General features: G+C 38.5%; 24 protein-coding genes and 1 pseudogene. 16 read left to right on the forward strand and 9 right to left on the reverse strand.

Going from position 1 to position 24,629, the window contains the following annotated elements:
- Window positions 1–84 precede the first annotated feature (84 nt).
- Together ACIFOT_RS22910 and ACIFOT_RS22915 are read left to right on the forward strand one after the other, a co-directional pair.
- A complete protein-coding gene (locus tag ACIFOT_RS22910; RefSeq protein ID WP_430068306.1) occupies window positions 85–687 on the forward strand; it encodes a YitT family protein in 603 nt (200 codons plus the stop codon).
- A 106-nt stretch (window positions 688–793) separates the two neighbouring features.
- Window positions 794–1,075 (forward strand): annotated as a pseudogene (locus ACIFOT_RS22915) (peptidoglycan-binding protein); the annotation flags it as partial.
- Between the two features lie 107 nt (window positions 1,076–1,182).
- Here the strand turns inward: ACIFOT_RS22915 and ACIFOT_RS22920 are convergent.
- Genes ACIFOT_RS22920 through ACIFOT_RS22930 form a run of 3 tightly spaced genes read right to left on the reverse strand, consistent with a single transcriptional unit; the run spans window position 1,183 to window position 3,243 of the window.
- On the reverse strand, window positions 1,183–1,596 hold the full coding sequence (locus tag ACIFOT_RS22920) for a chromate resistance protein ChrB domain-containing protein (protein ID WP_430068308.1): 414 nt from the start codon (window positions 1,594–1,596) through the stop codon (window positions 1,183–1,185).
- Complete coding sequence (locus tag ACIFOT_RS22925; protein ID WP_430068311.1) at window positions 1,593–2,027, reverse strand: Chromate resistance protein ChrB; 435 nt, start codon at window positions 2,025–2,027, stop codon at window positions 1,593–1,595. The genes ACIFOT_RS22920 and ACIFOT_RS22925 overlap by 4 nt, the downstream gene beginning before the upstream one ends.
- A gap of 16 nt (window positions 2,028–2,043) precedes the next feature.
- Entirely contained in the window at window positions 2,044–3,243 is a 1,200-nt protein-coding gene (locus tag ACIFOT_RS22930) for a chromate transporter (protein WP_430068314.1), read from the reverse strand.
- Between the two features lie 183 nt (window positions 3,244–3,426).
- Between ACIFOT_RS22930 and ACIFOT_RS22935 the strand changes: the two genes are divergently transcribed.
- From ACIFOT_RS22935 to ACIFOT_RS22975, 9 genes are all read left to right on the forward strand, one after another.
- Window positions 3,427–4,359 carry a DUF1259 domain-containing protein gene (locus ACIFOT_RS22935; protein WP_430068317.1) on the forward strand — a complete coding sequence of 311 codons (933 nt, stop codon included), beginning with the start codon at window positions 3,427–3,429 and terminating at the stop codon, window positions 4,357–4,359.
- A 78-nt stretch (window positions 4,360–4,437) separates the two neighbouring features.
- Window positions 4,438–4,608 carry an alkaline phosphatase gene (locus ACIFOT_RS22940; RefSeq protein ID WP_430068491.1) on the forward strand — a complete coding sequence of 57 codons (171 nt, stop codon included), beginning with the start codon at window positions 4,438–4,440 and terminating at the stop codon, window positions 4,606–4,608.
- Between the two features lie 196 nt (window positions 4,609–4,804).
- A complete protein-coding gene (locus ACIFOT_RS22945) occupies window positions 4,805–5,227 on the forward strand; it encodes a MarR family winged helix-turn-helix transcriptional regulator (RefSeq protein ID WP_430068319.1) in 423 nt (140 codons plus the stop codon).
- 62 nt (window positions 5,228–5,289) lie between these two features.
- On the forward strand, window positions 5,290–5,688 hold the full coding sequence (locus ACIFOT_RS22950) for a DoxX family protein (RefSeq protein ID WP_430068321.1): 399 nt from the start codon (window positions 5,290–5,292) through the stop codon (window positions 5,686–5,688).
- Between the two features lie 113 nt (window positions 5,689–5,801).
- A complete protein-coding gene (locus ACIFOT_RS22955; protein WP_430068324.1) occupies window positions 5,802–6,740 on the forward strand; it encodes a ring-cleaving dioxygenase in 939 nt (312 codons plus the stop codon).
- Window positions 6,741–6,763: 23 nt separating this feature from the next.
- Window positions 6,764–7,372, forward strand: a complete 609-nt coding sequence (locus ACIFOT_RS22960; RefSeq protein ID WP_430068327.1) for a flavin reductase family protein — start codon at window positions 6,764–6,766, stop codon at window positions 7,370–7,372.
- 39 nt (window positions 7,373–7,411) lie between these two features.
- Complete coding sequence (locus ACIFOT_RS22965) at window positions 7,412–8,356, forward strand: ring-cleaving dioxygenase (RefSeq protein WP_430068330.1); 945 nt, start codon at window positions 7,412–7,414, stop codon at window positions 8,354–8,356.
- Window positions 8,356–8,979 (forward strand): alpha/beta hydrolase, encoded by a 624-nt coding sequence (locus ACIFOT_RS22970; protein ID WP_430068333.1) that lies wholly within the window; start codon window positions 8,356–8,358, stop codon window positions 8,977–8,979. Before ACIFOT_RS22965 ends, ACIFOT_RS22970 begins: the two co-directional genes overlap by 1 nt.
- A gap of 52 nt (window positions 8,980–9,031) precedes the next feature.
- Complete coding sequence (locus tag ACIFOT_RS22975) at window positions 9,032–10,009, forward strand: ring-cleaving dioxygenase (protein ID WP_430068336.1); 978 nt, start codon at window positions 9,032–9,034, stop codon at window positions 10,007–10,009.
- A 233-nt stretch (window positions 10,010–10,242) separates the two neighbouring features.
- On the opposite strand, the gene ACIFOT_RS22980 is transcribed toward ACIFOT_RS22975, so the two are convergent.
- Entirely contained in the window at window positions 10,243–11,646 is a 1,404-nt protein-coding gene (locus tag ACIFOT_RS22980; protein WP_430068339.1) for a PLP-dependent aminotransferase family protein, read from the reverse strand.
- 104 nt (window positions 11,647–11,750) lie between these two features.
- On the opposite strand from ACIFOT_RS22980, the gene pdxS reads away from it, so the two are divergent.
- The 5 genes from pdxS to xerS all read left to right on the forward strand — a co-directional run bounded on the left by pdxS (window position 11,751) and on the right by xerS (window position 15,481).
- Window positions 11,751–12,635, forward strand: coding sequence for a pyridoxal 5'-phosphate synthase lyase subunit PdxS (pdxS, locus tag ACIFOT_RS22985; RefSeq protein WP_430068342.1), 885 nt, complete (start codon window positions 11,751–11,753; stop codon window positions 12,633–12,635).
- Window position 12,636: 1 nt separating this feature from the next.
- Window positions 12,637–13,227, forward strand: a complete 591-nt coding sequence (pdxT, locus tag ACIFOT_RS22990; RefSeq protein ID WP_430068344.1) for a pyridoxal 5'-phosphate synthase glutaminase subunit PdxT — start codon at window positions 12,637–12,639, stop codon at window positions 13,225–13,227.
- A 304-nt stretch (window positions 13,228–13,531) separates the two neighbouring features.
- Complete coding sequence (locus ACIFOT_RS22995) at window positions 13,532–13,756, forward strand: aldo/keto reductase (protein ID WP_430068347.1); 225 nt, start codon at window positions 13,532–13,534, stop codon at window positions 13,754–13,756.
- A gap of 117 nt (window positions 13,757–13,873) precedes the next feature.
- Entirely contained in the window at window positions 13,874–14,305 is a 432-nt protein-coding gene (locus ACIFOT_RS23000) for a hypothetical protein (RefSeq protein WP_430068349.1), read from the forward strand.
- Between the two features lie 87 nt (window positions 14,306–14,392).
- The gene (xerS, locus tag ACIFOT_RS23005; protein ID WP_430068351.1) at window positions 14,393–15,481 is read left to right on the forward strand and encodes a tyrosine recombinase XerS; all 1,089 of its coding nucleotides are present in this window, start codon (window positions 14,393–14,395) and stop codon (window positions 15,479–15,481) included.
- 331 nt (window positions 15,482–15,812) lie between these two features.
- Here xerS and ACIFOT_RS23010 read toward each other — a convergent pair whose 3' ends face one another.
- The 5 genes from ACIFOT_RS23010 to parE all read right to left on the reverse strand — a co-directional run bounded on the left by ACIFOT_RS23010 (window position 15,813) and on the right by parE (window position 24,484).
- Entirely contained in the window at window positions 15,813–17,702 is a 1,890-nt protein-coding gene (locus ACIFOT_RS23010; protein ID WP_430068353.1) for an ABC transporter ATP-binding protein, read from the reverse strand.
- Window positions 17,699–19,426, reverse strand: a complete 1,728-nt coding sequence (locus ACIFOT_RS23015; RefSeq protein ID WP_430068356.1) for an ABC transporter ATP-binding protein — start codon at window positions 19,424–19,426, stop codon at window positions 17,699–17,701. The genes ACIFOT_RS23010 and ACIFOT_RS23015 overlap by 4 nt, the downstream gene beginning before the upstream one ends.
- Before the next feature lie 20 nt (window positions 19,427–19,446).
- On the reverse strand, window positions 19,447–19,896 hold the full coding sequence (locus ACIFOT_RS23020) for a MarR family winged helix-turn-helix transcriptional regulator (protein WP_430068361.1): 450 nt from the start codon (window positions 19,894–19,896) through the stop codon (window positions 19,447–19,449).
- A gap of 173 nt (window positions 19,897–20,069) precedes the next feature.
- Window positions 20,070–22,508, reverse strand: coding sequence for a DNA topoisomerase IV subunit A (gene parC, locus ACIFOT_RS23025; protein ID WP_430068363.1), 2,439 nt, complete (start codon window positions 22,506–22,508; stop codon window positions 20,070–20,072).
- The gene (gene parE / locus ACIFOT_RS23030; protein WP_430068365.1) at window positions 22,505–24,484 is read right to left on the reverse strand and encodes a DNA topoisomerase IV subunit B; all 1,980 of its coding nucleotides are present in this window, start codon (window positions 24,482–24,484) and stop codon (window positions 22,505–22,507) included. Before parE ends, parC begins: the two co-directional genes overlap by 4 nt.
- Between the last annotated feature and the right edge of the window lie 145 nt (window positions 24,485–24,629).

Here is a 24,629-nt window from a genome sequence, read left to right on the forward strand (position 1 = left end):
AAATTTTAAAGTACATTTTAAAAATTAGGGATAGATAACCGTAACAACATTATTTCGGCCCATGATAATAGGGGGGATGAGACAATGAATATTCTTAAGAAAATGTGTGTCATTTTGCTTGGCAGTATTTTGTTGTCAATTGGTATTAATTTCTTTTTAGTGCCATTTGAATTACTTGATGGCGGCATAATCGGCATAGGGTTGATTATCAAGTATTTAACAGGAATTAAACCTGGACTAGCTATTATTTTATTAAGTGTACCTATATTTGCACTAGCCTGGTTTCATAATAAAAGTTATTTTTATAATAGTTTACATGGAATGTTGTTTTCTTCGTTTGTGATTGACCTACTGGCACCTTCACGATCCATTTTACCAGAATTTCAAATCCCTGCTGTCTTTAGTTCTATTTTGGGAGGAATATTCGTTGGATTAGGTATTGGGATCATGCTCCGACATGAAACTAGTACGGGAGGAACAGATCTATTAGCTCAATTTTTATCGAAGATATTTAAAATTAATGTAGGGATTTTGATATTCATTATCGATGCATTGGTCATTTGTCTTGGCGGTTTATTATTATCTAAAGAAACCTTTTTCTTATCCTGTGTTACGATAACAGTTGTAGGTTTATTTACCAGCCTATGCACGTGGAATATTAAAGGGAGTAATATAAAGACGAGTTGAAGGAAACCTCATTAAAACGAAAATTGGATAACTACCATTATGTAGGGGGTTATTCCATGAGAAGGAAAAAAAAATTATTAAATCGCTAATCGTTTTCTCCTTATGAATGGCATTGATGCCTTTTACAGCAAATATCAATGTTCATGCATTTTCTAATCAGGTAATCCAAAAGGGTGCAGTTGGAAGTGATGTCATTGAACTTCAATTCAGGTTAACATATATTGGTTTTTACCATGGGAAAATTGATGGTGTATTTGGATGGGGAAATTATTGGGCACTAAGGAACTTCCATTATGAGTTCGGCCTTCCGATTGATGGTCTTGCAGGAGCTAAAACAAAGGCTAAATTAGTTAAGGTAACCAAATATAATCCAAATGATACTGCAAAAAAAGCTGTAATTGATGCAATAAATGGTTGGGATCCAACCAAAAAAGACCGAATAAATCGGTCTTTTCTACTGTATATTAGAATTTACTTCTGCCTAAAGGAGTTTGACTAGTTTAATGATAATTGTGCATACATGGCTTCGAAAATCAAACTACCTCTTTCTAATGCTGTGATGTCATCAGGACTTGTTAAACGAATTCCGTCACATATAAAATCTAATCCTGGAGCAATGGGCTCCAAACATGCTTCCTGTATTGTATCTGCTTCATCTATAATTCTAGCCATTTGTTCTAATATCGGTTCCTTTATTTTATATTCTCGTAACATCGTATGGAAGGTGCAATGACCTCTGCGGTGGGAAAGTCGTACCCCTGGAATATCAAACGGTTCGTGCCCTTCAGGTAATGGTTTTTGACCAATCGGAATAAATGAAAATTCCGCATCAGAATCTATCCATCTTTTTATTAACCATGAACAAGCCATCCTATCGACTCCTACATGTTCCAACGTAACCCATTTCATTGTACAGAACCTCCTCTGGCATCCTGTAATTTTTTTAAAACCTGTTTTCCTAATTCAGATTGAAAATAATCGACCATTTTAATTTGTTGATATTTTTTTGTTACCGATACTAGATCAAATTGTTCGCTACCCAAATGATTCAGTATATCGCTGTATTCTTTATCCACTTGAGCAAGAAACTCATTAATTATCAATTCATCTTGTATTCCTAATACAAGATGAGATTCCCAGACAGACGCTTCACCACCAAGTTCCTGAATTTCTACAGCCAGCCATTGAAATTGTTCTTTAGTTTTTGGGTTAGATGGCAGACACCAAATGGAGTCGTGTAGAAGGACAGCACCGATTTTTTTTAGTTTTCTCCACACGTAAACACGCACTTTACTTGGATTCCTTGGAATCTTGTATATTAAATGAAGCCACTGTTGCATGAATCCATCTCCTAATTTAATGTGTCATAGGATAAATTATTAGACCGATAATTGCAGATGCAAGGATAATAATGGGTTCCGAAACCTTCTTGATTTTCCATAGGATTCCTAATGTAATAATAGCAAATAATGCCGTAGGTAAATCAATAATAGATCTTTTCCCCAATACAATCACAGCTCCGCTAATTGCACCTGTAGCAGCAGCTGTTACACCATTAACGAATGCATTTATCCCAGGCACCTTACCATATTTTTTAAACAGTGGTGCTGGCAGTATGGTCAACAAGTAACATGGAAGGAAGGTAGCCAATGCAGCAACTGTTGCTCCAGAAAAACCAGAAACTAAATATCCAATAAATCCAGTCGTAATCACAACAGGACCTGGTGTAATCATCGCAACAGCCACAGCGTCAAGGAATTGTTGTGCATTTAACCATTCATACTCTTTTACTACCCCTCCGTAGAGGAAAGGGACAATTGCAAGTCCGCTTCCAAAAACAAATGCACCAGCCTTTAAAAAAAAGATAAAGATGTCCGTCAAAACACCAGACTCGTTGCCCTGTACACTTGTCAAAAATAAAGTGAAAGGAAGAGGGATGAAACTATGAAATTTATTTGTTTTTCTCCATAATCCTTTGGGCGGAGATTTCACTATCCAATATAAAATTCCAGCACCTAGAAACAACATTACATTTTCTGTTTCGGTTAGGACAGTTACTAAACCTGCCACTAAAAAGATTGTCCATAATAGCCAGTCCTTTCCAATTGTTTTTACCGTTAATTTATAGGCACTGAATGCGATGATTCCGATAACACTTGCTCCCACTGCATAGAAAACAGCTTGCATCCATGTTAATCCACCAAAGTGGACATAAGCCCAGCCTAAAGCTATAACCATTAGGAATGATGGGGCAACAAAGGAAATGGCAACTAGCGTAGCACCAATTATTCGATAGTGCACATACCCTAGATAAATCGCTAATTGTGCAGCCAATGGGCCTGGTGCAAGCTGTGCCAAAGCAAGCCCGTCTTTGTAGTCAGATTCTGAAATCCAGCCTCGTTTTTCAACCAAGTCTCTATACATGTATCCTGTTAAAGCGACAGGCCCGCCAAAACCAATAGTCCCCAACTTAAAAAAATATAGGATCATTTGCCGTAGTGAGTAGCTTACAGTCTTATTTTGAATGTTTGTTTCCCCATCCTGTGATGTGCCCATTTCAACTCCCCCTTTTGTAATACTGGTTACATTTTAATTAATTATATGCATCGGTTTAGGGAAGAACAATGATTTTTTAATTCAGTAAGCAAATAAAAAATATCCTTTTAAATCAATATTAAGGAAGGATTAGGGAATCTTACTATTGTAATTGAATTATCGAACCTAAAGGGGTTTTTGATTATGAGCTTACGGCAGTATATTTCTTCATTTGTTTCTTTCGTCTTAGTTTTGATGGTCACACTATGTTCCGCTACTTTGATTCATGCGGAGAATTCACCTTCTTCTAACAACTTAAAATCAACAAATCTTTTAGCGCAGCGGAAAAAGGTAGAGAAGGAAATTGGAAGACCAGGTGTACTTAAACCAGGTGATGTCTTCTTTATCAGTTTGCCTCGTAAAGATTTACGGGTAAGAGTCAAGGGAACACCCATCCGTCCTAGATTGGCATTAGGAGGTTGGACAGCTTTTAAACAAGTGGATGACCAAACGATGGTTATGGGGGATTTAGTCCTAGAGGAAAAAGAAATTCAGCCTGTTATGAGTCAATTGATTAAACAAGGAATTCAAGTTACGGCGCTACATAATCATTTATTAGGTGAAATCCCACGTATTATGTATTTGCATATTGATGGACATGGAAATGCAATTCAATTAGCCAAAGCAATCAGGTCGAGCATGGACCTAACAGGATTACCAAAGAACATAATAAGTGAGTCGTATTCATTTCCGTTTGATACTCAGAAACTTGATAATTTATTCAGACATAAAGGTACTATTACAAATGGGATTTATAATATAAGTATTCCTAGATTAGAAAAAATTACGGAAAATGGTATGGAGATTCCTCCTGCCATGGGGGTAGCAACATCGATAAATTTTCAACCTACAGAAAATAAGAAGGTAGCAATAACTGGGGATTTTGTGCTTACAGCAGAGGAAGTGAATCCCGTGGCGAGCACCTTGCGTAAGCATGGCATTGAAGTAACAGCTATACATAATCATATGTTAACAGAGAATCCTCGTTTATTCTTTATGCATTTCTGGGCACATGACCAACCTTTCAAATTGGCGAATGCTCTGCGAGAAGTCTTGGACAAAACTAATAGCATGTAGAATTACTTTAATTTATACTTTAATCGATTTTTAGAAATTGCAGAGGAAGCTGGAAAAACCACAGGTTTAGTAACAACTATTTCAGATAATAAAAAAGGTTTCTTCTTAATGGTTGAGGAGAAGGGATTCGATGAAATGGCTCATGAAATTAATGCTGAAAAAATGTTTAAAGTAGGTCAAGAGCAAGATAAATCAGTGGAAGTGGCTAAAGAATTTGCTAAACAGCATCCTGATATGTTGATGACTTAAGAGCTGTGAGAGGATTCCTTCCAGATGGAAGCGAACTGGGCATTCTAAGTGCGAATGGAAAATGGAGGTCTCGGTACTGGCTAAAATGTTCTTCGATAAATTTAACAATTGGTTATTGACAAAAAAAAATATAAGTATTATGATTATCTCAGATTCAAGATAATTTAATTCAAGATTTTCTGAGGGGGTGAAATTAATGGAGAGGAAATGCAATAATCTTCCCTTTCTGATATTAATGCAAACATCTAAAGCAATTCATGAACGAATAAAAGAAGAAATGGCAAAAAATAAGTTAGGTATTACGGAATTTTCGGTATTAGAGGTACTTTATCAAAAAGGGAAACAAACGATTCAACAAATTGGAAATTGCATATTGATCTCAAGTGGTTCGATGACCTATGTTATAGATAAGCTGGAGCAAAGAGGTTTATTAAGCCGAAATGCCTGTCCAGATGACCGACGAGTGATCCATGTGACATTAACGGACGATGGAAATGAGTTAATGAATGTAATCATGCCAAAATATCATGATTTTGTTAATCAGATGTTTGAATCATTAGATGATGATGAGGCCGAGACATTGGTGCAGCTTTTGAAAAAAGTAAGGAATATAGTTTAAATATCATTTTTTTTACAAATATATCTCGAATTCGAGGTAAAAATATTTAGGAGGATTTTAAGTTGATGAATATCGGTTTATTAATAATTCGTTTGGTAATTGGTTTATTATTCGTTGGACATGGAGCTCAAAAATTGTTTGGTTGGTTTGGCGGCTATGGATTGAAAGGAACTGGAGGCTGGTTTGAATCCATTGGCATGAAACCAGGAGTAACCATTGCTCTTATAGCAGGGTTAGCAGAATTTGTTGGCGGAATATTGTTTGCATTAGGGCTTTTAACCCCAGTAGCAGGAATTTTGATCGCTGGAACTATGGCTATGGCAATCATAAAAGTTCATGCGCCAAACGGATTATGGAATACATCAAATGGATATGAATTTAACTTAACATTACTTGCAGTGGCAATTGGTGTTGCCTTAATCGGTCCTGGTAAATATGCTTTAGATGCTTTTTTATTCTAAAATATTCAATTTTGAGATTGATAAATAATTGTTTTTTATCCGTATATGGAACAAAATAAAGTATCTTGTTTAGTTAAATACTGGATATTAATTTATAAAGGAGTGTTGAAAAAATGAGTAAGAAAACAATGGGTATTCACCATATCACAGCAATTGTAGGGCATCCGCAAGAAAATGTGGATTTTTACGCAGGAGTTTTGGGATTACGTTTGGTTAAGCAAACGGTCAATTTTGATGATCCAGGCACCTATCACCTTTATTTCGGTAATGAAGGTGGAAAACCAGGAACCATTATTACATTCTTTCCATGGGCAGGAGCACGTCAGGGAGTCATTGGTGATGGCCAAGTAGGGGTTACTTCTTATGTAGTTCCGAAGGGTGCCATGGAATTCTGGGAAAAAAGGTTAGAAAAATTTAATGTTCCTTTCACAAGAATGGAGCGCTTTGGAGAGCAATATTTAGAATTTGATGATCCGCACGGTCTTCAGTTGGAAATTGTGGAAAGAGAAGATGGAGAATTAAATACTTGGACTTTCGGTGAGGTTGCACCTGAAGTTGCTATCAAAGGTTTTGGCGGAGCAACTCTTTTATCGACCCAGCCTAACAAAACGGCTGAATTATTAGAAAAAGTAATGGGACTTGAATTAGTAAGTAAAGAAGGAGATTTCGCACGTTATCGTTCCACTGCTGATATTGGAAATATTATCGACGTTAAATTAACTCCAATCGGACGTGGACAAATGGGTGTAGGAACGGTCCATCACATTGCATGGCGGGCTATTGATGACGAAGATCAATTAGATTGGCAAAAGTATGTGGCTGCGAATGGATATGGCGTCACACCTGTACGGGATAGAAACTACTTTAATGCAATTTACTTCAGAGAGCATGGAGAGATTCTATTTGAAATTGCCACTGATCCTCCAGGTTTTGCTCATGATGAATCGCAAAAGACAATGGGAGAAAAATTGATGCTGCCAACGCAGTATGAGTCTCAGAGAGAAAAAATTGAAAGAGTATTATTACCGTTTGAAGTAAGAGAACTAGACTAATTTTATGAAAAGGGATGATTTCTTTGCTTTCAATCGATCCAGCCTCATTGTCCGAAAGAGAAAATTATAAATTTCTAATAGGTAGCATCATACCTAGACCGATTGCTTTCGTCACCACCATTTCAAAAGACGGCGTTTTAAATGGGGCACCATTTAGTTATTTTAATATCGTGTCATCCAATCCCCCGATGATTTCTTTATCTATTCAACGGTCATCGGGGAGACAAAAAGATACAGCGAGGAACATCATGGAGTCAAAAGAGTTTGTGGTTCATATCGTAGATGACCACAATGTTGAAAAAATTAATAAAACAGCTGCAAACCTTCCTCCTGACGAGAGTGAGATTGAGTTAGCTAACTTAACTCCAATCGAAAGTGCGAAGATTTCAGTTCCTGGAGTAAAGGAAGCAAAAATTCGAATGGAATGTTCGATGGAGCATTCCTTCGAACTGGGTGGCTCAGATACTCCTGGATGTGATTTTATTATAGGAAAAGTTGTTCAATTTCATGTCGAAAGCGATATTTATGAAAACGGAAGAATCAATCCAAGGGGATTAGGTGCTGTAAGTCGATTGGCTGGAAATAACTACGCCAAAATTGGTGAGATTTTTGAAATCGAACGGCCTAAATAATTGGTTTCAAAATCTCAATGATGAAATGGAGAGGATTGAATGCAAAAAACAGCAGGTATCCATCATATCACAGCGATGGTAAACGATGCCGGGCGGAATATAGATTTTTATGCGGGTGTATTAGGTTTAAGGCTTGTTAAAAAAACCATCAATTTTGATCGTCCAGAAGTCTACCATTTATATTTTGGGAATGAAACAGGTCAACCAGGAACTGTGATTACGTTTTTTCCATGGGCTAAACAGCTGAAAGGTCGAATTGGAACAGGTCAGGTTGGTGTGACCAGTTATGTAATTCCAAAAGGTTCAGTCCAATTTTGGGAAAGCCGATTGCAAAAATTTGGAGTGGAGTTTACTTCATCCATTCGATTTGGTGAAAAATATTTAAAATTCAACGATCCTGACGGACTTCAACTTGAACTAACAGAACGAGATGAAGGATCTAAAAATACTTGGAGCTTCGGGGGAGTCCAACCAGAACATGCCATTAAAGGGTTTGGTGGTGCTGTTCTGTTTTCAGCGCAACCACATAAGACAACGGATGTTCTAGAAAATATTTTAGGTTTAGATTGCATCGGTCAAGAAAATGAAATTCTAAGATTTAAATCGACAGCAAATGTTGGCAACACTATTGATATTCACTTAAATCCTTCAGTTCGAGGGCTGATGGGAGCAGGAACGGTTCACCATATAGCATGGCGGACCACTGATAAAGAAGATCTTCTTAAATGGAGTTCACTACTCCAAGATAAAGGTTTTTATCCAACAGAAATTCGTGACCGTAACTACTTTAATGCAGTGTATTTTCATGAAGGAGGAGGCATCCTCTTCGAAATAGCCACCGACCAGCCAGGATTTGCAGTAGATGAACCTGTCGCCGAATTAGGAAATAAACTCATGCTGCCATCTTGGTTAGAATCGCAAAGAGAAGAATTAGAAGAAACCTTGCCTCAAGTAGAGGTTCGTGTTTTGGAGGGAGATAGATAATGAAACATATATTCAATAAGGGCCAAGATCCAACAAAACCAACTTTATTATTGCTTCATGGTACTGGTGGTAATGAATTAGACCTGCTTCCTCTTGCGGGAAGAATTGATGAAGAGGCTTCAGTCTTAAGCGTTCGAGGAAATGTATTAGAAAATGGAATGCCTAGGTTCTTCCGAAGATTGGCTGAGGGAGTATTTGATATAGAAGACCTTATTTTCAGAACAAAAGAATTAAATGAGTTTCTAGATGTGGCAGCTGAGAAATATGGTTTCGACCGAGATAATATTATTGCCATTGGATACTCAAATGGAGCCAATATAGCCGCAAGTTTATTATTCCACTATCAAAATGCCTTAAAGGGTGCCATTCTTCATCACCCTATGGTACCGAGAAAAGGAATTGAACTTCCCGATTTATCGGGGAAACATGTGTTTATTGCTGCTGGAACAAATGATCCGATTTGCTCGCCAATGGAATCAGCTGAATTACAATCGTTATTAGAAAATGCTAATGCGAAGGTAGAACTACATTGGGAAAATAGAGGTCACCAATTAACAATGCAAGAAGTCGAGGCTGCGGCTGACTGGTATCGCCATTTTTGGAACCAAAGCGAAAAAAGATAGAAGAAAAATTAAGACCCTTAATATTAAAATAAATCTCTAGGAGGGATATATAATGAACAATCTAAAAGGAATACACCATGTAACAGCTATTACAAGCAGTGCAGAAAAAAACTATGAATTTTTCACCTATGTTTTAGGTATGCGTTTAGTTAAAAAAACTGTAAATCAAGATGATATTCAAACCTATCATCTTTTCTTTGCAGATGATAAAGGCAGTGCAGGCACAGACATGACTTTCTTCGATTTCCCCGGCATTCCGAAAGGCGTACATGGTACTAACGAGATCTCAAAGACATCTTTCCGTGTACCGAGTGATGAAGCATTAAACTATTGGGTAAAACGTTTTGACCGTTTAGAAGTCAAACATACTGGAATCAAAGAGCAATTCGGCAAGAAAACCCTCTCTTTCATTGATTTTGACGATCAGCAATATCAATTCATTTCAGATGAATTCAATAAAGGGGTGGAATCTGGCACACCATGGCAAAAAGGTCCAATTCCACTGGAATATGCAATTACTGGTTTAGGACCTGTTTTTATCCGTATTGCGAACTTTGATTACTTTAAAGAAATGATGGAAAAAGTCCTATTATTTAAAGAGACAGATAAAGAAGGATCATTCCATTTATTTGAAGCAGGGGAAGGCGGGAATGGTGCTTCGGTCATTGTAGAATATAATGCAGTTCTTCCTGAATCCCAACAAGGTTTTGGGACGGTTCACCATGCCGCATTCCGTGTAGAGGATCGCTCTGTTTTAGAAGAATGGATTGAACGAATGAATAGTTTTGGATTCCATACATCGGGTTATGTAAATCGTCACTTTTTTGAGTCATTATACGCTAGAGTGGCACCGCAAATTTTATTTGAGTTCGCTACAGATGGTCCTGGTTTTATGGGAGACGAACCTTATGAAACGCTTGGGGAAAAATTATCTTTACCTCCATTCCTAGAGCCTAAACGGGCGGAAATAGAAAAATTAGTTCGCCCAATTGATACAATGAGAAGTACAAAGGAATTCATCAAAGAATAAAAAGAAACACATTCAACAAAACTGAAATTTAATAAGTTCTTGGTACCTTTATACATCAGGCAAAACGTACTATTCCAGTTGCAGAGTAGGTTAAAAATGCGAATCAATAAAAAGAAAAACTAATCGGGAGCACTTCCGATTAGTTTTTTACGTTTAAGGAAATTGGGAAGAAGTACGGACTATTTGTTCTTAATTGAAAAGGAGGGGGATGGTTCTAGTGGCACAAAAAGTCATTAGAACCGTCCCTCCGGTATCCAACATCGCATTAATTGGTGTACTCCTTTTTCAATTTGGTCCAATGGAATGCCGCCGAAGCCTAATAGAAAAGTTGGATATTGATAGTCAATGGGACTTAACAGATAATCGCTTACTGGATAGATGGCAATATGGTCCTTTGCCGCCATTTGTTTTAACTGATTTTCCCCTTTTGACAGGGGGACGGAAATTAAAATGTGCATTCCTGCTAGGTCTCCTGTGATCTTGACATCCGGATAATACGTTTCTAATATCCGGGTTAATTTTTCATGTTTTTTGCGATAAATTTTCCGCATCCTGTTTAAGTGTTTGGAAAAATAGCCATCTCTCATAAAGTCAGCTAAAATATGCTGATCGAATCTAGGTACTGTTGATGAGTAATAACTGAATGTCTCCTTATATTTTTGTAGTAAGGTTGAAGGTAAGACACAATAAGCAACACGTAAGGAAGGCATTAATGATTTGGTAAACGTGCTCAAATAAATAACTTTTTCGTTTTGGTCTAACCCTTGTAAGGCGGGAATAGGTTTTCCAATATAACGAAACTCACTATCGTAATCGTCTTCAATGATGTAGCGATTTTCATCTTTTGCTGCCCAGTTTAATAGCTGCGTTCTTCTTGTTGCTGATAGAACCGCACCCGTAGGGAATTGGTGTGAAGGTGTAATGTAAACAACATTGGCATTTGTTTTTTCAAGTTCATCCACTATTAAACCATCTTCATCCACCGGAATGGGGGTGGCCCTATTTTGCAAGTGTATTTTTGGGATGGCTGAATAGCCGGGATTTTCAAGGGCGAATTTTGAATCATTTCCAAGTAACCTTAGAATCATTGGAAGCAGCTGTTCCGTTCCCGAACCAATGACAATTTGTTCAGGCTTACAAACAATCCCCCTCGATTGATAAAGATATTTAGAAATTTCAGCTCTTAATGCGTATTCTCCTTGAGGGTCTCCAATTTGTAACAACTCTTTTGAACTATGATCATATAAATTTTTTGCATATTTTCGCCAAATTGAAAATGGGAATGAGTCTGAATCAATTTTTCCCGGATGGAAGTCGAATTGATATATTTTTTTCTCGACCTTTTCTACAGGCATGTTTAAAAGCTCTTTTTCAATATAGGGTAATTCATCAATCTCTTCTACAAAAAAACCAATGCGGGGTTTAGATCCCACATAGCCTTCTGCGATAAGTTGGGCATAGGCAATTTCAATGGTTGTTTGACTGATATTTAAAAATTCAGCTAATTTTTTTTTGGATGGTAATTTGGTTCCCACTTCAATTTGTTTTTGGATAATGGCGTCTTTGATACCGATATAAAGCTGTTCATATAAAGGTTTTGCTGTACTTTTATCCAATTTAAACATAAGCATATCCATCTGTAATCTCCCCAACTGACCATATTAATTTTTAAAAAATTGAACCTTTTCTTAAAGTCAATTTCTATTATACTAGTAATCATCAAATGTATGGAGGTTTTTTTATGAAACAAGTTGGAACTGAAAGAGTAAAACGTGGTATGGCAGAAATGCAAAAAGGCGGCGTGATTATGGACGTCATTAATGCCGAGCAAGCAAAAATTGCAGAGGCTGCAGGTGCAGTTGCTGTTATGGCTTTAGAGCGGGTACCATCCGATATTCGAAAAGCTGGTGGTGTAGCTCGTATGGCAGATCCTCGGATTGTAGAGGAAGTATTGAATGCTGTAACCATTCCAGTAATGGCAAAAGCACGTATTGGTCATATTGTCGAAGCACGTGTATTAGAATCAATGGGCGTTGATTACATAGATGAAAGTGAAGTATTAACACCTGCTGATGAGGAATTCCATTTATTAAAAAGCGACTACACCGTACCTTTTGTATGTGGATGCCGCGATTTAGGGGAAGCTGCTCGTCGTATTGGAGAAGGGGCTTCCATGTTACGTACGAAAGGTGAACCGGGAACAGGAAATATTGTCGAAGCTGTTCGTCATATTCGTAAAGTTAATTCACAGGTAAGACGCGTTGTTGGTATGAGCACAGATGAATTAATGACAGAAGCAAAAATTTTAGGTGCACCATTTGAATTATTATTAGAAATCAAAAAATTAGGGCGCTTACCAGTTGTAAATTTTGCTGCTGGCGGGGTGGCAACACCTGCCGATGCCGCTTTAATGATGGAACTTGGAGCAGATGGTGTATTTGTTGGATCAGGTATTTTCAAATCTGATAACCCAGAAAAGTTCGCACGTGCCATTGTAGAAGCAACGACGCACTATCAGGACTATAAACTAATTGCTGCAATTTCTAAAGAGCTGGGGACACCGATGAAAGGTATTGATATTGCAACGCTAAATGCAAGTGAACGTATGCAGGAACGTGGTTGGTAATATGCTGAAAATTGGGATACTTGCATTACAAGGTGCAGTCAGGGAGCATATAAGACAAATTGAAGAGCTTGGCTGTAAGGCCATTTCAGTTAAATCGGCTGAAGATCTAAAAGAATTGAATGGTCTTGTACTGCCTGGCGGAGAAAGTACAACAATGCGGAAACTGCTGGACCGATACGAGTTGCTTGAACCCATTCGTGCTTTAGCCGCCGCGGGGGTTCCGATGTTTGGAACATGTGCAGGCCTGATTTTATTGGCAAAAGAAATCGTAGGCTTTGATACGCCTCATCTGGGGGTGATGGACGTCGTGGTCGAACGGAATTCATTTGGTCGCCAAGTGGATAGTTTTGAAGTCGAGATGTCCATAAGAGGAGTAGGGGAGGATATTCCTGCTGTTTTTATCCGGGCGCCACATATCGTTGCGGCAGGCGAAAATGTTGAAGTTCTCGCAAAACATGAAGAGCGCATTGTTTTAGCACGAGATGGCCAATTTTTAGGATGTTCCTTTCATCCGGAATTAACAGAGGATCCTAGAATTATGAAGTATTTTATTGAAATGGTGCGACAGAACACAAATGTTTTAGCTTATTAGGTGCCATAAAAAGGCCGATTGGTATAAAGACCAGTCGGCCTTTTTATAGGTTTTACTTCACCAATAGCATTTCAAAAGCAAAACCCTGATTTCCTAAGTAAAGAAGGAGATTAGGTTTTCTTAAGTTATTGGATTTTTTAAAACTATACAATTCTCTCAATTAAAATCCCACTTGTTCCTCCATAATCTGAGGCGTATGACGCATTCCATTCGCAAAACACCATTCCACTATTTTCACGTAAGCTCCCGCAATAAATCGAAGAATAACCTCTTCATTTATTCCTTTATTTTTCCCTGATGTGGAGTGAACCTGAAAAAGAATTATTTGATATTTGTGAAGAGTAAGGGGGGATCTTTTGTCGCTTACAGTCCACAAGAAAATGGTTTCCTAAGCGGAAAATATACAAAAGAAACGAAATATGAAGAAGGAGAATGCAGAAACCTTATGGGAAGATTCAAACCTGAGGTAGTTAACCATAATAAAGCTTTATTAAAATTAATAGCTGAATTTGCTGAAAGCAAAAAGTAGTCAGGCATTTGTCGATATGTTAAAATAAAATTATACAAACAAATGTTCTGTAAAAAGGTATTTGAGAAATGTTGCCCGCATTGTTATAACGAGAAAAAAAGTAAATGGTATAGTGGGATGGAAAATCCTAATTGGAACGGCGCCATTACATCTCTAAACATAGCATTAAGAGAGAGTACGAAAAATTGGAAATTTAAAACCTTGATTAAATATGAGTATAGATGTGCGGTTACTGGTGAAAGAGCAAATGATCTGCAAATACATCATACCGAATCATTTGCTGCTTTACGTGATGAGGTATTAAAAGAATTAAATTTTAACAAAAGAAAAAATAAAAAAGATTATACTAATGATGAATTGCAACTCATTTTTAGCAGATTAGAACAAAAACACGATGAAATTATTGGTATACCCCTAAGAAAACAAGTTCATATTTTGTTTCACAAAATATATGGTAGAAAAAATAATACGTTAGAACAGTTTCTTGAATTCAAGAGACGCTGGGATAACAGAGAGTTTAATGAACAATTAGCGTTAGATTTATTTTAATACTTTAATCTTCATACTATAAACTGCGTAAAATATAAATTTGACGCAGTTTATAGTATGAAGTAAAATAGTTAAGGAGGTGTTAATATGGTGAATCAGGCAAAACAAGAAAAATTTAAAAAACTTCAAGCCTTGCTCCGAGAATTGCCGTGGTATGTTGAAGAATACATAAATCATAAATTACGAAATCTTTCGACCGCATCCCTGTATAATTACTGCCATGATTACAAAATCTTTTTTAATTGGATGCTTAGCGAAGGCCTATTTGAAGGTAGAATTGACGAAATTCCGTTAGATCGCCTAGAACAATTGACTGTGATAGAGATTGACGGTTTTCTTAACTTTTTGCACTTTCAATTAAATAATAAAGAACTGACCGTAAATCGTAAATTATCCGCATTAAAATCCTTGTTCAACTATCTTCAAAATATTGCTGAGACATCGGAGTTAAAACCTTATATTAATCGGAATATCATGGCGAAAATTGATTTTAATGAAGTTAAAGAAAGCATGGAAACGAAAGCTACGAAAATGGAAGGAAAAATTCTGCTTGGAGATGAATACGAGAAATTCCGCTTATTTATTGCCAATGATTATGGTGAATTGAACAAAGGAAACAAGAGATTATCCTACTTTTATCAATTGAATAAAGAACGTGATACTGCAATTGTGTCGTTAATACTAGGATCTGGACTTCGCCTTTCAGAGCTGGTCGGAATTGATTTGGATGATATTGATTATAACAAGTATTGTGTACGAGTTATTCGAAAAGGAAATAAAGAACAATTCGTATATTTTAGTCAAGTAGCTATGGCTGACCTCCAAGAATATTTAGCAGTCAGAACTGCCAAATACAACGTTGATAAAAATGAAAAGGCATTATTTGTTAGTGGACCAACGGGTCCTAAAGTAAAATCACGAAGATTAAAAGTTAGAGCCGTTGAAAATCTGATTGAAAAATATGCTGCAGCATTTGGCAAACCGTCATTATCCGTACATAAGCTGCGTCATTCATTTGCAACCAGATACCATGCTGAAATAAATGACGTGCCAAAATTAAGACGGCAATTAGGTCATTCCTCGATCCAAACGACTATGATTTATACGCATATAAAGAATGATGATTTAAAAATTGCGGTTGATAAGATGGATATGCCGAAGGAACAAATAGAATAATAGCTGCCATTGTTGTGGTAGTTTTTTTGATTCTATAAGTTTACATAATATAATTATAATAAACAAAATTTAAACCGTCTCAAAATTCAAGTATACTTAAGAAAATGAGACAGAATAAAAAATTTTACTCTTTAACAACCTCATTTCTACAAATATCTAGTCGATTTCTATAAATATTTAGCCTATTTCTACAAAATCAATGACCATTTCTACAAAAAACAAATCGATTTCTACAATTCAAGCGATAAATTGGAATTACAACCCCTTTTTCCGTCTAAATGACACAAAAGAAGCGTTCATGAAGTCCTCAGACTCCCTGAACGCCCCTTCCCTATCCCACATTCTTCATCGAATTCCCGCCAGTAAACTGACTATTATACAAATCAGCATAGAATCCCTCTTTTTCAAGCAGTTCAAGATGATTTCCTTTTTCAATGACACTTCCATTATTCATTACCAAGATCAAATCTGCATCACGAATCGTTGATAGTCTATGTGCAATGATAAAGCTTGTGCGCCCCTGCATTAAGCGATTCATTGCCCGTTGAATCTGGACCTCGGTCCTAGTGTCAACGCTGCTCGTTGCTTCATCTAGGATTAAGATCGCTGGATTAGCGAGTAACGCTCTAGCTATCGTTAATAATTGCTTTTGACCTTGAGAAATATTCGAGGCTTCCTCATTCAAAATAGTGTCATACCCGTCTGGAAGCGTTCGGATGAAATGGTCGGCATTAGCTGCCTTTGCTGCGGCAACAATCTCCTCCTCCGTCGCCCCCTCTCTTCCATAGGCAATATTGTCGCGAATCGTGCTATTAAACAGCCATGTATCTTGAAGTACCATCCCAAATAAACTTCTTAGATGCTCCCGTTTTAAGTCCCTAGTATCGATACCGTCTATTAAAATTTTACCGGAATTAATTTCATAAAAGCGCATCAACAAATTAATCAGCGTCGTTTTACCAGCGCCGGTTGGACCAACAATCGCCACTCGCTGCCCCGGCTTTACATCGATATTCATGTCACCGATTAACGTTTCATTCTCTTTATAGCCGAAAGAAACATGGTCGAATTTTACCTCACCTTTAGAATCCAAAATCTCTTTCGCCGCAATGGATTCAGGTACTTCTTCGGCTTCATCCAATATTTCAAAAACACGCTCTGCACTAGCAATCGTCGATTGGATGACATTCGCAATCATCGCCGTTTGAGTAATTGGCTGGGCGAATTGGCGGGCATATTGGATAAATGCTTGAATATCACCAATTTCAATTGCCCTTTTTGTAACTAAAATACCACCTGCTACCGATACCAGCACATAGCCAATATTATTAATAAACGACATTAACGGCATGATCATCCCGGATACAAATTGTGCCTTCCAGCCTGATTGATAAAGCTGCTCGTTGATTTCTTCGAATTTTTCAATCGACTTTTTCTCATGGCCAAATACTTTGACCACTTTATGACCCGTATACATTTCTTCAACATGTCCGTTAAGCTGTCCGAGTGATTTTTGCTGTCCTTTAAAAAAAGTTTGTGATTTTTTTGCAATACTGGCAGTAGCCACAAAGCTGAGCGGCAGCGTAACCACCACAATCAGTGTCATTAATGGACTGATGGTTAGCATCATCACAATAACTCCAACTATTGTGACAACCGAAGTGATAAGCTGGGTCAAACTTTGCTGCAGGGTCGTACTGATGTTATCAACATCGTTGACGGCCCTGCTAAGAATTTCACCATGGGTTCTCGAATCAAAATATTTTAACGGTAAACGATTAAGTTTATCTAACACTTCTTTACGAAGGCTGTAAACGGTCTTTTGGGCAACTCCCGCCATAATATATTGCTGAATATATGAAAATATCGCACTTAAAATATACAAACCAATTAACAGCAGGATGATTTGGCCAATGTAATCAAAATCTATTTTTGCTCCCGGGACACCGCTAAGTTTTCTCATTAGTCCTTCAAATAGTTTGGTGGTGGCTTTCCCCATAATCTTCGGACTGACAATCGCAAAGACGGTACTTATGATTGCTGTGACCAATACAGCAAGAAGCTGTAATTTATGGGGTTTTAAGTAGCCGATTAATCGTTTAAGCGTTCCTTTAAAATCCTTTGCTTTTTGGACAGGCATTCCCATGCCTCCAGGTCCAAAGCCGCGTCCTCCTGGACCGAAACGTGGTCCCTGACTCTGATTATTCGTCTCATTGCTCATGCGATTTCTTCCTCCGAAAGCTGTGACATCACAATCTCACGATAAACAGAACTTGTTTCTAAAAGGTCTTTATGCTTCCCGATTCCAACAATTTCGCCATCGTCGAGGACAATTATTTGATCTGCATCCATGATCGTACTCACACGCTGAGCCACAATCAAAACGGTGGAATCCACTGTTTCTTTTTTCAATGCAGCACGCAGTTTTGCATCCGTCTTAAAATCCAATGCGGAGAAGCTATCATCAAAGATATATATTTCCGGTTTACGAACCAGCGCCCTGGCAATGGATAAACGCTGTTTTTGACCACCCGAAACATTCGTTCCCCCTTGGGCGATTACGGCATCATACCCACCCTCCATAGAAGTAATAAACTCCGAAGCTTGGGCGATTTCTGCCGCATGGAGTATTTCTTCTTCGGAAGCATGTTCCTTTCCATAGCGAATGTTTTCCGTGATGGTACCTGTAAAAAGAACAGCTTGCTGCGGGACAAAACCAATTTTCGACCTAAGATTTTCCTGCGTCATTTCTCGTACATCAATACCATCCACCAGGATTTTTCCACTATCCACATCATAAAAGCGAGGTATCAAATTGATAAGTGTCGATTTACCTGAACCTGTTCCGCCTATAATGGCAGTCACTTCGCCTGGCTTCATCGAAAAAGAAATATTAGAGATAGCAGGCATTTCTGCACCCGGATAGCTAAAGGTAACATTTTGAAACTCTACCTGACCTTTTTGACCTTCATTTAATAAAGGCTTACTTGGATCCGTAATATCAGCGGCTGTCTCAAGTACCTCGTTAATTCTAACAGCGGATACGGACGCCCTTGGGATCATAACAAACATCATGGATAACATGATGAACGAGAACATGATTTGCATCGCATATTGGATAAATGCCATCATATCCCCGACCTGCATATGTCCATTGCTAATCCGTATGCCCCCAAACCAAATGATCGCTACGGAAGTAAGATTTAAGACAACCATCATAATCGGCATCATCGACGCCATGATTTTATTGACCTTAATGGCTGTTTGCGTTAAATCCCAGTTGGCTTCGTTAAAGCGGATCTTCTCATGCTGAATTCGGTTAAACGAACGAATGACACGAATTCCCGTTAGATTTTCTCTTAAAACACGATTCAGACTATCAAGCTTTACCTGCATCGCTTTAAAAAGAGGTATACCGGTTTTTGCGATAATCACGATAGCCAAAACGAGTACTGGCAGCGATACTGCAAGAACTAATGTTAATTTGGCATCTTTTGAATAAGCCATTATGATGCCGCCGATACACATCATTGGTGCCATTGCCATCATCCTAAGCATCATCACTAAAACCTGCTGCACTTGTGTAATATCATTGGTAGTTCTTGTGATCAAAGAGGCAGTCCCAAGTTTATCAAACTCATGCAAGGAAAAACCTCCGACATGAGAGAAGATTTTTGTACGAAGTAATTTTCCGAAGCCCGATGCAGCTTTTGCGGAAAAGAAGCTTGCGGTAATGGAACAAACCATCCCTCCTGCAGCAACCAAAAGCATATAACCCCCAATTTTCCAGATGTAGTCTGTATCTCCTTTGACAACACCTTTATCAACAATATCAGACATTAGGGTAGGTAAATAAAGTTCTGATATCGACTGTAGAAGGACTAGACTTAAAACCAAAATAATCGATAATTGAAATGGCTTAAGGAATTTGCTTAATTTCAACAAGGTTCTTCCACTCCCTCCATTTAGCGTTTCAGTTCATAAAAATATTTATGGACTTTGTTTAATAATTCCGCTAGCTTTTCACTGTCCTCTTCGCCCAGATAATCAACTAATCCCAGATATTTTTCAAAAAACGCCTTTCTAGCATTTTCGGTTAATTCTATTCCTTTTGGCGTAAGTTTAATTCTTACAGCACGCCGATCTTCAGGATCGATTGTTCGTTCAACTAAACCTCCTTTATCAAGGTTATTGATGATTTGGGTTACGGTCGGTGGGGTTACCTCTAATATTTGACTAATTTCAGTAACCTTCATTTCTGTTTCTTTCTTATTCGCCCCTTCATAAATAACAGCAAGTACCTTGTACTCGCTCGGATTATATCCGTTTATTTTTTTATCATGCCATCCTGTCTTCCTGAATTGAATAAATGATTTAAGTAGTTTTTGTACAGTGGGATTTTCACGGTCTCCCATAAACACACCTCTATTTTAATTTATATACCTAATAATTAGGTAGCCTAATTATATTCCTCCACAAAGTCATCGTCAATTTTAAAAATTAATTTTTGGATTAAATTTTGATTAGAATTCCTAAGGGCGTTCATGTAAAAAAGACTCCCTTTTTAAAAGAGAGTCTTTCCTTACAATTATTCATTTGAAGTTTCTGGTTTTTCCTCTTTCCAAACGGTTTCCACTTTTCCGTTTTCACCTTCGTCAAGGATAAACGAACCGTTCGAGTAGCGATCACTAAACTTTATATCAGCCGTTTTTAAGGTTTCAATATATCCTTTTTCCGTCTGAATATAAATTTCATCCAGGTCATTTGCTACGACAAATCCCATAATCCGATGCGGATTGGATTTAAGCTCCCTTAGGATTACCACGCCGCGTTTAGCACGAGTCGCTTTATCGAATTCTTTCAATTTCATTCGTTTCACAGAACCGCGTTGTGTTGCGACAACAACAGATTCACTACTGTCAGTGCTAATGATTTTACCGCCAACAACAAAGTCGCCATCCTTAAGGTTAATGCCTTTTACTCCTGCTGCACGCTGACCAACAATACTGATTTCTTCCTCATCAAACCAAAGGGCATAACCATTATGGGTTATGATGAAAATTTCCTTGGCCCCGTCAGTTAAATGGACATCCACTACTTGGTCATTATCCTTCAGATTCACGCCAACAAGCGGTTTTGAGTAACGCTGCGCTTTATAGGCTTTTAGCTCGGTTTTCTTTACCATTCCATTCTTTGTCACAAATACTAAGAAGGCATCTGCTTCAAAATCCTTTACAGGGATCGCCTGAATGATTTCTTCGTCACGATCAATTGGAATAATATTGGCCACATGCTGGCCAAGGTCCTTCCAGCGGATATCAGGAAGCTCATGAACTGGGCTGAATAAATAATTTCCCTTGTTCGTGAATAGGAGCAGGACATCCTTCGTATTCATATCCAGCTGTGCCAGCAGACGATCGGTTTCTTTCATCGCAAAGTCCTGCCCGCCTGATGCTGCATAGGAGCGCTGGCTTGTCCGCTTCACATAACCATCTTTCGTAACAGTCACGATTACATCTTCACTGGCCACCGTCACTTCGAGATTGATTTTAAGCTCTTCAATTTCTGCTTCAATTTTTGAACGACGTTCATCGGCAAAGCGCTTTTTCACATCTTTTAATTCTTTTTTGATAACAGAATGGAGTTTTTTCTCACTCTCAAGGATGCTCGTAAGCTCTTCGATTTTTTTCGCTAATTCTTCCGCTTCATTTCTTAGCGCGGTAATGTCCGTGTTGGTTAAGCGATAAAGCTGTAAAGAAACAATTGCCTCAGCCTGCAGCTCGGTAAAGCCGTACTTGGCGATTAAATTGTCTTTTGCATCCCGTTTATCCTTCGATGCTCGGATGGTCGCAATTACTTCATCAAGAATCGATAATGCTTTCATTAAGCCTTCGACAATATGCTGGCGTTCCTTGGCTTTATTAAGGTCGAATTGTGTTCTTCTTGTCACAACTTCCTTTTGATGTTCGATATAAGCATCTAATAATTCTCGAAGACCCATTAATTTTGGACGCTTATTATGAATAGCTACCATATTAAAATTATATGTCACTTGAAGATCACTATTTTTATATAAGTAGTTTAAGACACCTTCAGCATCTACATCTTTTTTTAACTCAATGACAATTCTAAGGCCAGTTCGGTCTGTTTCATCACGGACCTCTGATATTCCTTCCACTTTCCGGTCCAGACGAAATTCATCCATTTTTTTGACGAGATTTGCTTTATTCACTTCATAAGGAATTTCAGTGATCACGATTTGCTGTTTTCCGCCGCGTACCTCTTCAATTTCTGCTTTGCTGCGGACGATAATTTTGCCTTTACCAGTTTCATAGGCTTTTTTAATTCCATTTATCCCTTGGATAATGCCGCCTGTAGGGAAATCTGGACCTTTAACAATCGTCATAAGTTCATCAACAGAAGCATCCGGTTTATCCATTCTCATGATGACCCCATCAATGACCTCACCCAGATGGTGTGGAGGAATATCCGTTGCATAACCAGCAGAAATCCCGGTTGACCCGTTAACAAGAAGGTTCGGGAACATCGCTGGTAAAACAGTTGGTTCCTTTGACGTATCATCGAAGTTTGGAATAAAATCTACCGTTTGCTTATCGATATCACGTAATAACTCAGAGGCAATTGCCGATAGACGGGCTTCAGTGTAACGCATCGCAGCAGGCGGGTCACCGTCGACGCTTCCGTTGTTTCCATGCATTTGGACAAGAACATTTCTGACCTTCCAATCCTGACTCATACGTACCATCGCATCATAAACGGAGGTATCACCGTGAGGGTGGTAATTACCGATTACGTTACCAACGGTTTTTGCTGATTTACGGAAGCCTTTTTCATGGGTGTTTCCTTCAACATGCATCGCGTATAAAATCCTTCGCTGTACGGGTTTTAAACCGTCTCTAGCATCCGGGAGGGCACGTTCCTGAATAATATACTTACTATATCTTCCGAAACGATCGCCTAGTACATCCTCAAGAGGTAAGTCGCGGAATTTTTCGTTTGCACTCATCCTTCAGCACCCTCCTCAACAACTGTGATATTTTCATTTTCTAAAATAGATTCATCTTCTTCCATTCCAAATGCCACATTACTTTCTATCCATTTGCGGCGGGGTTCTACTTTATCACCCATAAGAGTGGTAACCCTGCGTTCTGCTCTGGCAGCATCGTCAATTTTAACGCGAATAAGGGTACGTGTTTCTGGATCCATCGTCGTTTCCCATAGCTGGTCTGCATTCATCTCACCAAGCCCCTTATAGCGCTGTATCATATAGCCTCTGCCAACCTTTTTCATGGCATCCTGCAATTCATCTTCATTCCAGGCGTACTCGATGATTTCTTTTTTGCCAGTTCCTTTACTCACCTTATAAAGAGGAGGCAGGGCAATAAACACTTTTCCTGCTTCCACAAGCGCTCTCATATAGCGGTAGAAGAATGTTAACAGTAGGACTTGAATATGAGCACCGTCTGTATCAGCATCGGTCATAATGATAATTTTATCGTAATTAATATCTTCCACATTGAAATCAGACCCTACACCGCCGCCAATTGCATGAATGATGGTATTGATTTCTTCGTTTTTAAAGATATCCGCCAGTTTCGCTTTTTCTGTATTAATAACTTTACCTCTTAAAGGGAGTACTGCTTGAAAACGACGGTCACGGCCTTGTTTGGCAGATCCGCCTGCTGAGTCACCCTCTACAAGATAAAGCTCATTTTTTTGCGGGTTGCGTGACTGAGCTGGTGTCAATTTACCAGATAATACGGCTTCTGAACGCTTCCGCTTTTTGCCGCTTCTTGCATCCTCGCGGGCCTTTCTCGCTGCTTCACGTGCTTGATAGGCTTTAATCGCTTTTTTGACAAGGAGAGAGCTTATATCTGGATTTTCCTCTAACAGGTAGGAAAGCTGCTCCGAAACAACCGCATCTACTGCAGACCGGGCTTCGCTCGTACCCAATTTCCCTTTTGTTTGCCCCTCAAATTGGAGCAGTTCTTCAGGAATCCTAACTGAGACAATGGCAGATAATCCTTCACGAATATCGGAACCGTCCAGGTTTTTATCCTTTTCTTTCAACAATCCCACCTTACGGGCATAATCGTTGAACACCCTTGTCATCGCAGTTTTAGCACCTGCTTCATGTGTCCCGCCATCCTTCGTGCGGACATTATTGACGAAAGATAAAACATTTTCCGAGTAGCCGTCGTTAAATTGGAAGGCAAATTCAACTTCTATGCCATTTTGTGTGCCATCAAAGCTGGCGACAGGATGAAGAACATCCTTTTCTTCATTTAAATACTCAACAAAGGCTTCGATTCCATTAACGTAGTGAAATACTTCATGTAGATTATTACGTTCATCAAGGATTTCAATTTTGAGTCCCTTCAACAAGAACGCTGATTCTCTTAACCTCTCACATAAAGTTTCAAAATTATAGGTTGTCGTCGAAAAAATCGTTGGATCCGGCTTAAAATGAATCGTAGTTCCCGTTTGATTGGTTTTACCGATTTTTTCGAGTGTTGTGATTGGCTTCCCGCCATGTTCGAATTGTTGTTCATAGACAAAACCGTCTCTCTTTATAGTTACGGTTAACCACTCCGATAATGCGTTGACGACTGATGCACCAACACCGTGCAAACCGCCGCTAGTCTTATAACCGCCCTGGCCAAATTTTCCCCCTGCATGGAGAACAGTTAAGATGACCTCTGGAGTCGGTTTCCCCATTTTATGCATCCCGGTAGGCATACCGCGACCTTTATCAATTACGCTTATTGAATTGTCTTTGTGTATTTTTACAATGATGTGATCACCAAATCCGCCAAGCGCTTCATCGACTGAATTGTCCACGATCTCGTAGACGAGATGGTGAAGTCCGCGTGAATCGGTGCTTCCAATGTACATTCCTGGACGCTTTCTAACGGCTTCTAAACCTTCCAGTACCTGTATGGCGTCATCATTATAATCAAATGCTTGCTGATTTCTTGCCACTAAAATACCCCTTTCATACCCTACAAAAAGAAACAAATAATAAAAAGTGAATTCATTCTATATGAAAAATAATAATTAGAACGAGTGTTTGCTACATAATTTTACCACAAGTTCATGCGGCGTCTATGCTTTATTTTAGCGATTT

This window comes from Neobacillus sp. NRS-1170, from assembly GCF_050468025.1.

What these genes read in the sequence shown, in the direction of transcription:
- pdxS (WP_430068342.1), top strand. Translation starts at nt 11,751, where the DNA reads ATGAAACAAGTTGGAACTGAAAGAGTAAAACGTGGTATGGCAGAAATG.
- ACIFOT_RS22980 (WP_430068339.1), bottom strand. Translation starts at nt 11,646, where the DNA reads ATGGATATGCTTATGTTTAAATTGGATAAAAGTACAGCAAAACCTTTA.
- ACIFOT_RS23010 (WP_430068353.1), bottom strand. Translation starts at nt 17,702, where the DNA reads ATGAGCAATGAGACGAATAATCAGAGTCAGGGACCACGTTTCGGTCCA.
- ACIFOT_RS22920 (WP_430068308.1), bottom strand. Translation starts at nt 1,596, where the DNA reads ATGAAATGGGTTACGTTGGAACATGTAGGAGTCGATAGGATGGCTTGT.
- ACIFOT_RS23000 (WP_430068349.1), top strand. Translation starts at nt 13,874, where the DNA reads ATGGAAAATCCTAATTGGAACGGCGCCATTACATCTCTAAACATAGCA.
- ACIFOT_RS22965 (WP_430068330.1), top strand. Translation starts at nt 7,412, where the DNA reads ATGCAAAAAACAGCAGGTATCCATCATATCACAGCGATGGTAAACGAT.
- parC (WP_430068363.1), bottom strand. Translation starts at nt 22,508, where the DNA reads ATGAGTGCAAACGAAAAATTCCGCGACTTACCTCTTGAGGATGTACTA.
- ACIFOT_RS22970 (WP_430068333.1), top strand. Translation starts at nt 8,356, where the DNA reads ATGAAACATATATTCAATAAGGGCCAAGATCCAACAAAACCAACTTTA.
- ACIFOT_RS22935 (WP_430068317.1), top strand. Translation starts at nt 3,427, where the DNA reads ATGAGCTTACGGCAGTATATTTCTTCATTTGTTTCTTTCGTCTTAGTT.
- ACIFOT_RS22945 (WP_430068319.1), top strand. Translation starts at nt 4,805, where the DNA reads ATGGAGAGGAAATGCAATAATCTTCCCTTTCTGATATTAATGCAAACA.
- ACIFOT_RS22930 (WP_430068314.1), bottom strand. Translation starts at nt 3,243, where the DNA reads ATGGGCACATCACAGGATGGGGAAACAAACATTCAAAATAAGACTGTA.
- ACIFOT_RS22975 (WP_430068336.1), top strand. Translation starts at nt 9,032, where the DNA reads ATGAACAATCTAAAAGGAATACACCATGTAACAGCTATTACAAGCAGT.
- pdxT (WP_430068344.1), top strand. Translation starts at nt 12,637, where the DNA reads ATGCTGAAAATTGGGATACTTGCATTACAAGGTGCAGTCAGGGAGCAT.
- xerS (WP_430068351.1), top strand. Translation starts at nt 14,393, where the DNA reads ATGGTGAATCAGGCAAAACAAGAAAAATTTAAAAAACTTCAAGCCTTG.
- ACIFOT_RS22925 (WP_430068311.1), bottom strand. Translation starts at nt 2,027, where the DNA reads ATGCAACAGTGGCTTCATTTAATATACAAGATTCCAAGGAATCCAAGT.
- ACIFOT_RS22955 (WP_430068324.1), top strand. Translation starts at nt 5,802, where the DNA reads ATGAGTAAGAAAACAATGGGTATTCACCATATCACAGCAATTGTAGGG.
- ACIFOT_RS23020 (WP_430068361.1), bottom strand. Translation starts at nt 19,896, where the DNA reads ATGGGAGACCGTGAAAATCCCACTGTACAAAAACTACTTAAATCATTT.
- ACIFOT_RS22910 (WP_430068306.1), top strand. Translation starts at nt 85, where the DNA reads ATGAATATTCTTAAGAAAATGTGTGTCATTTTGCTTGGCAGTATTTTG.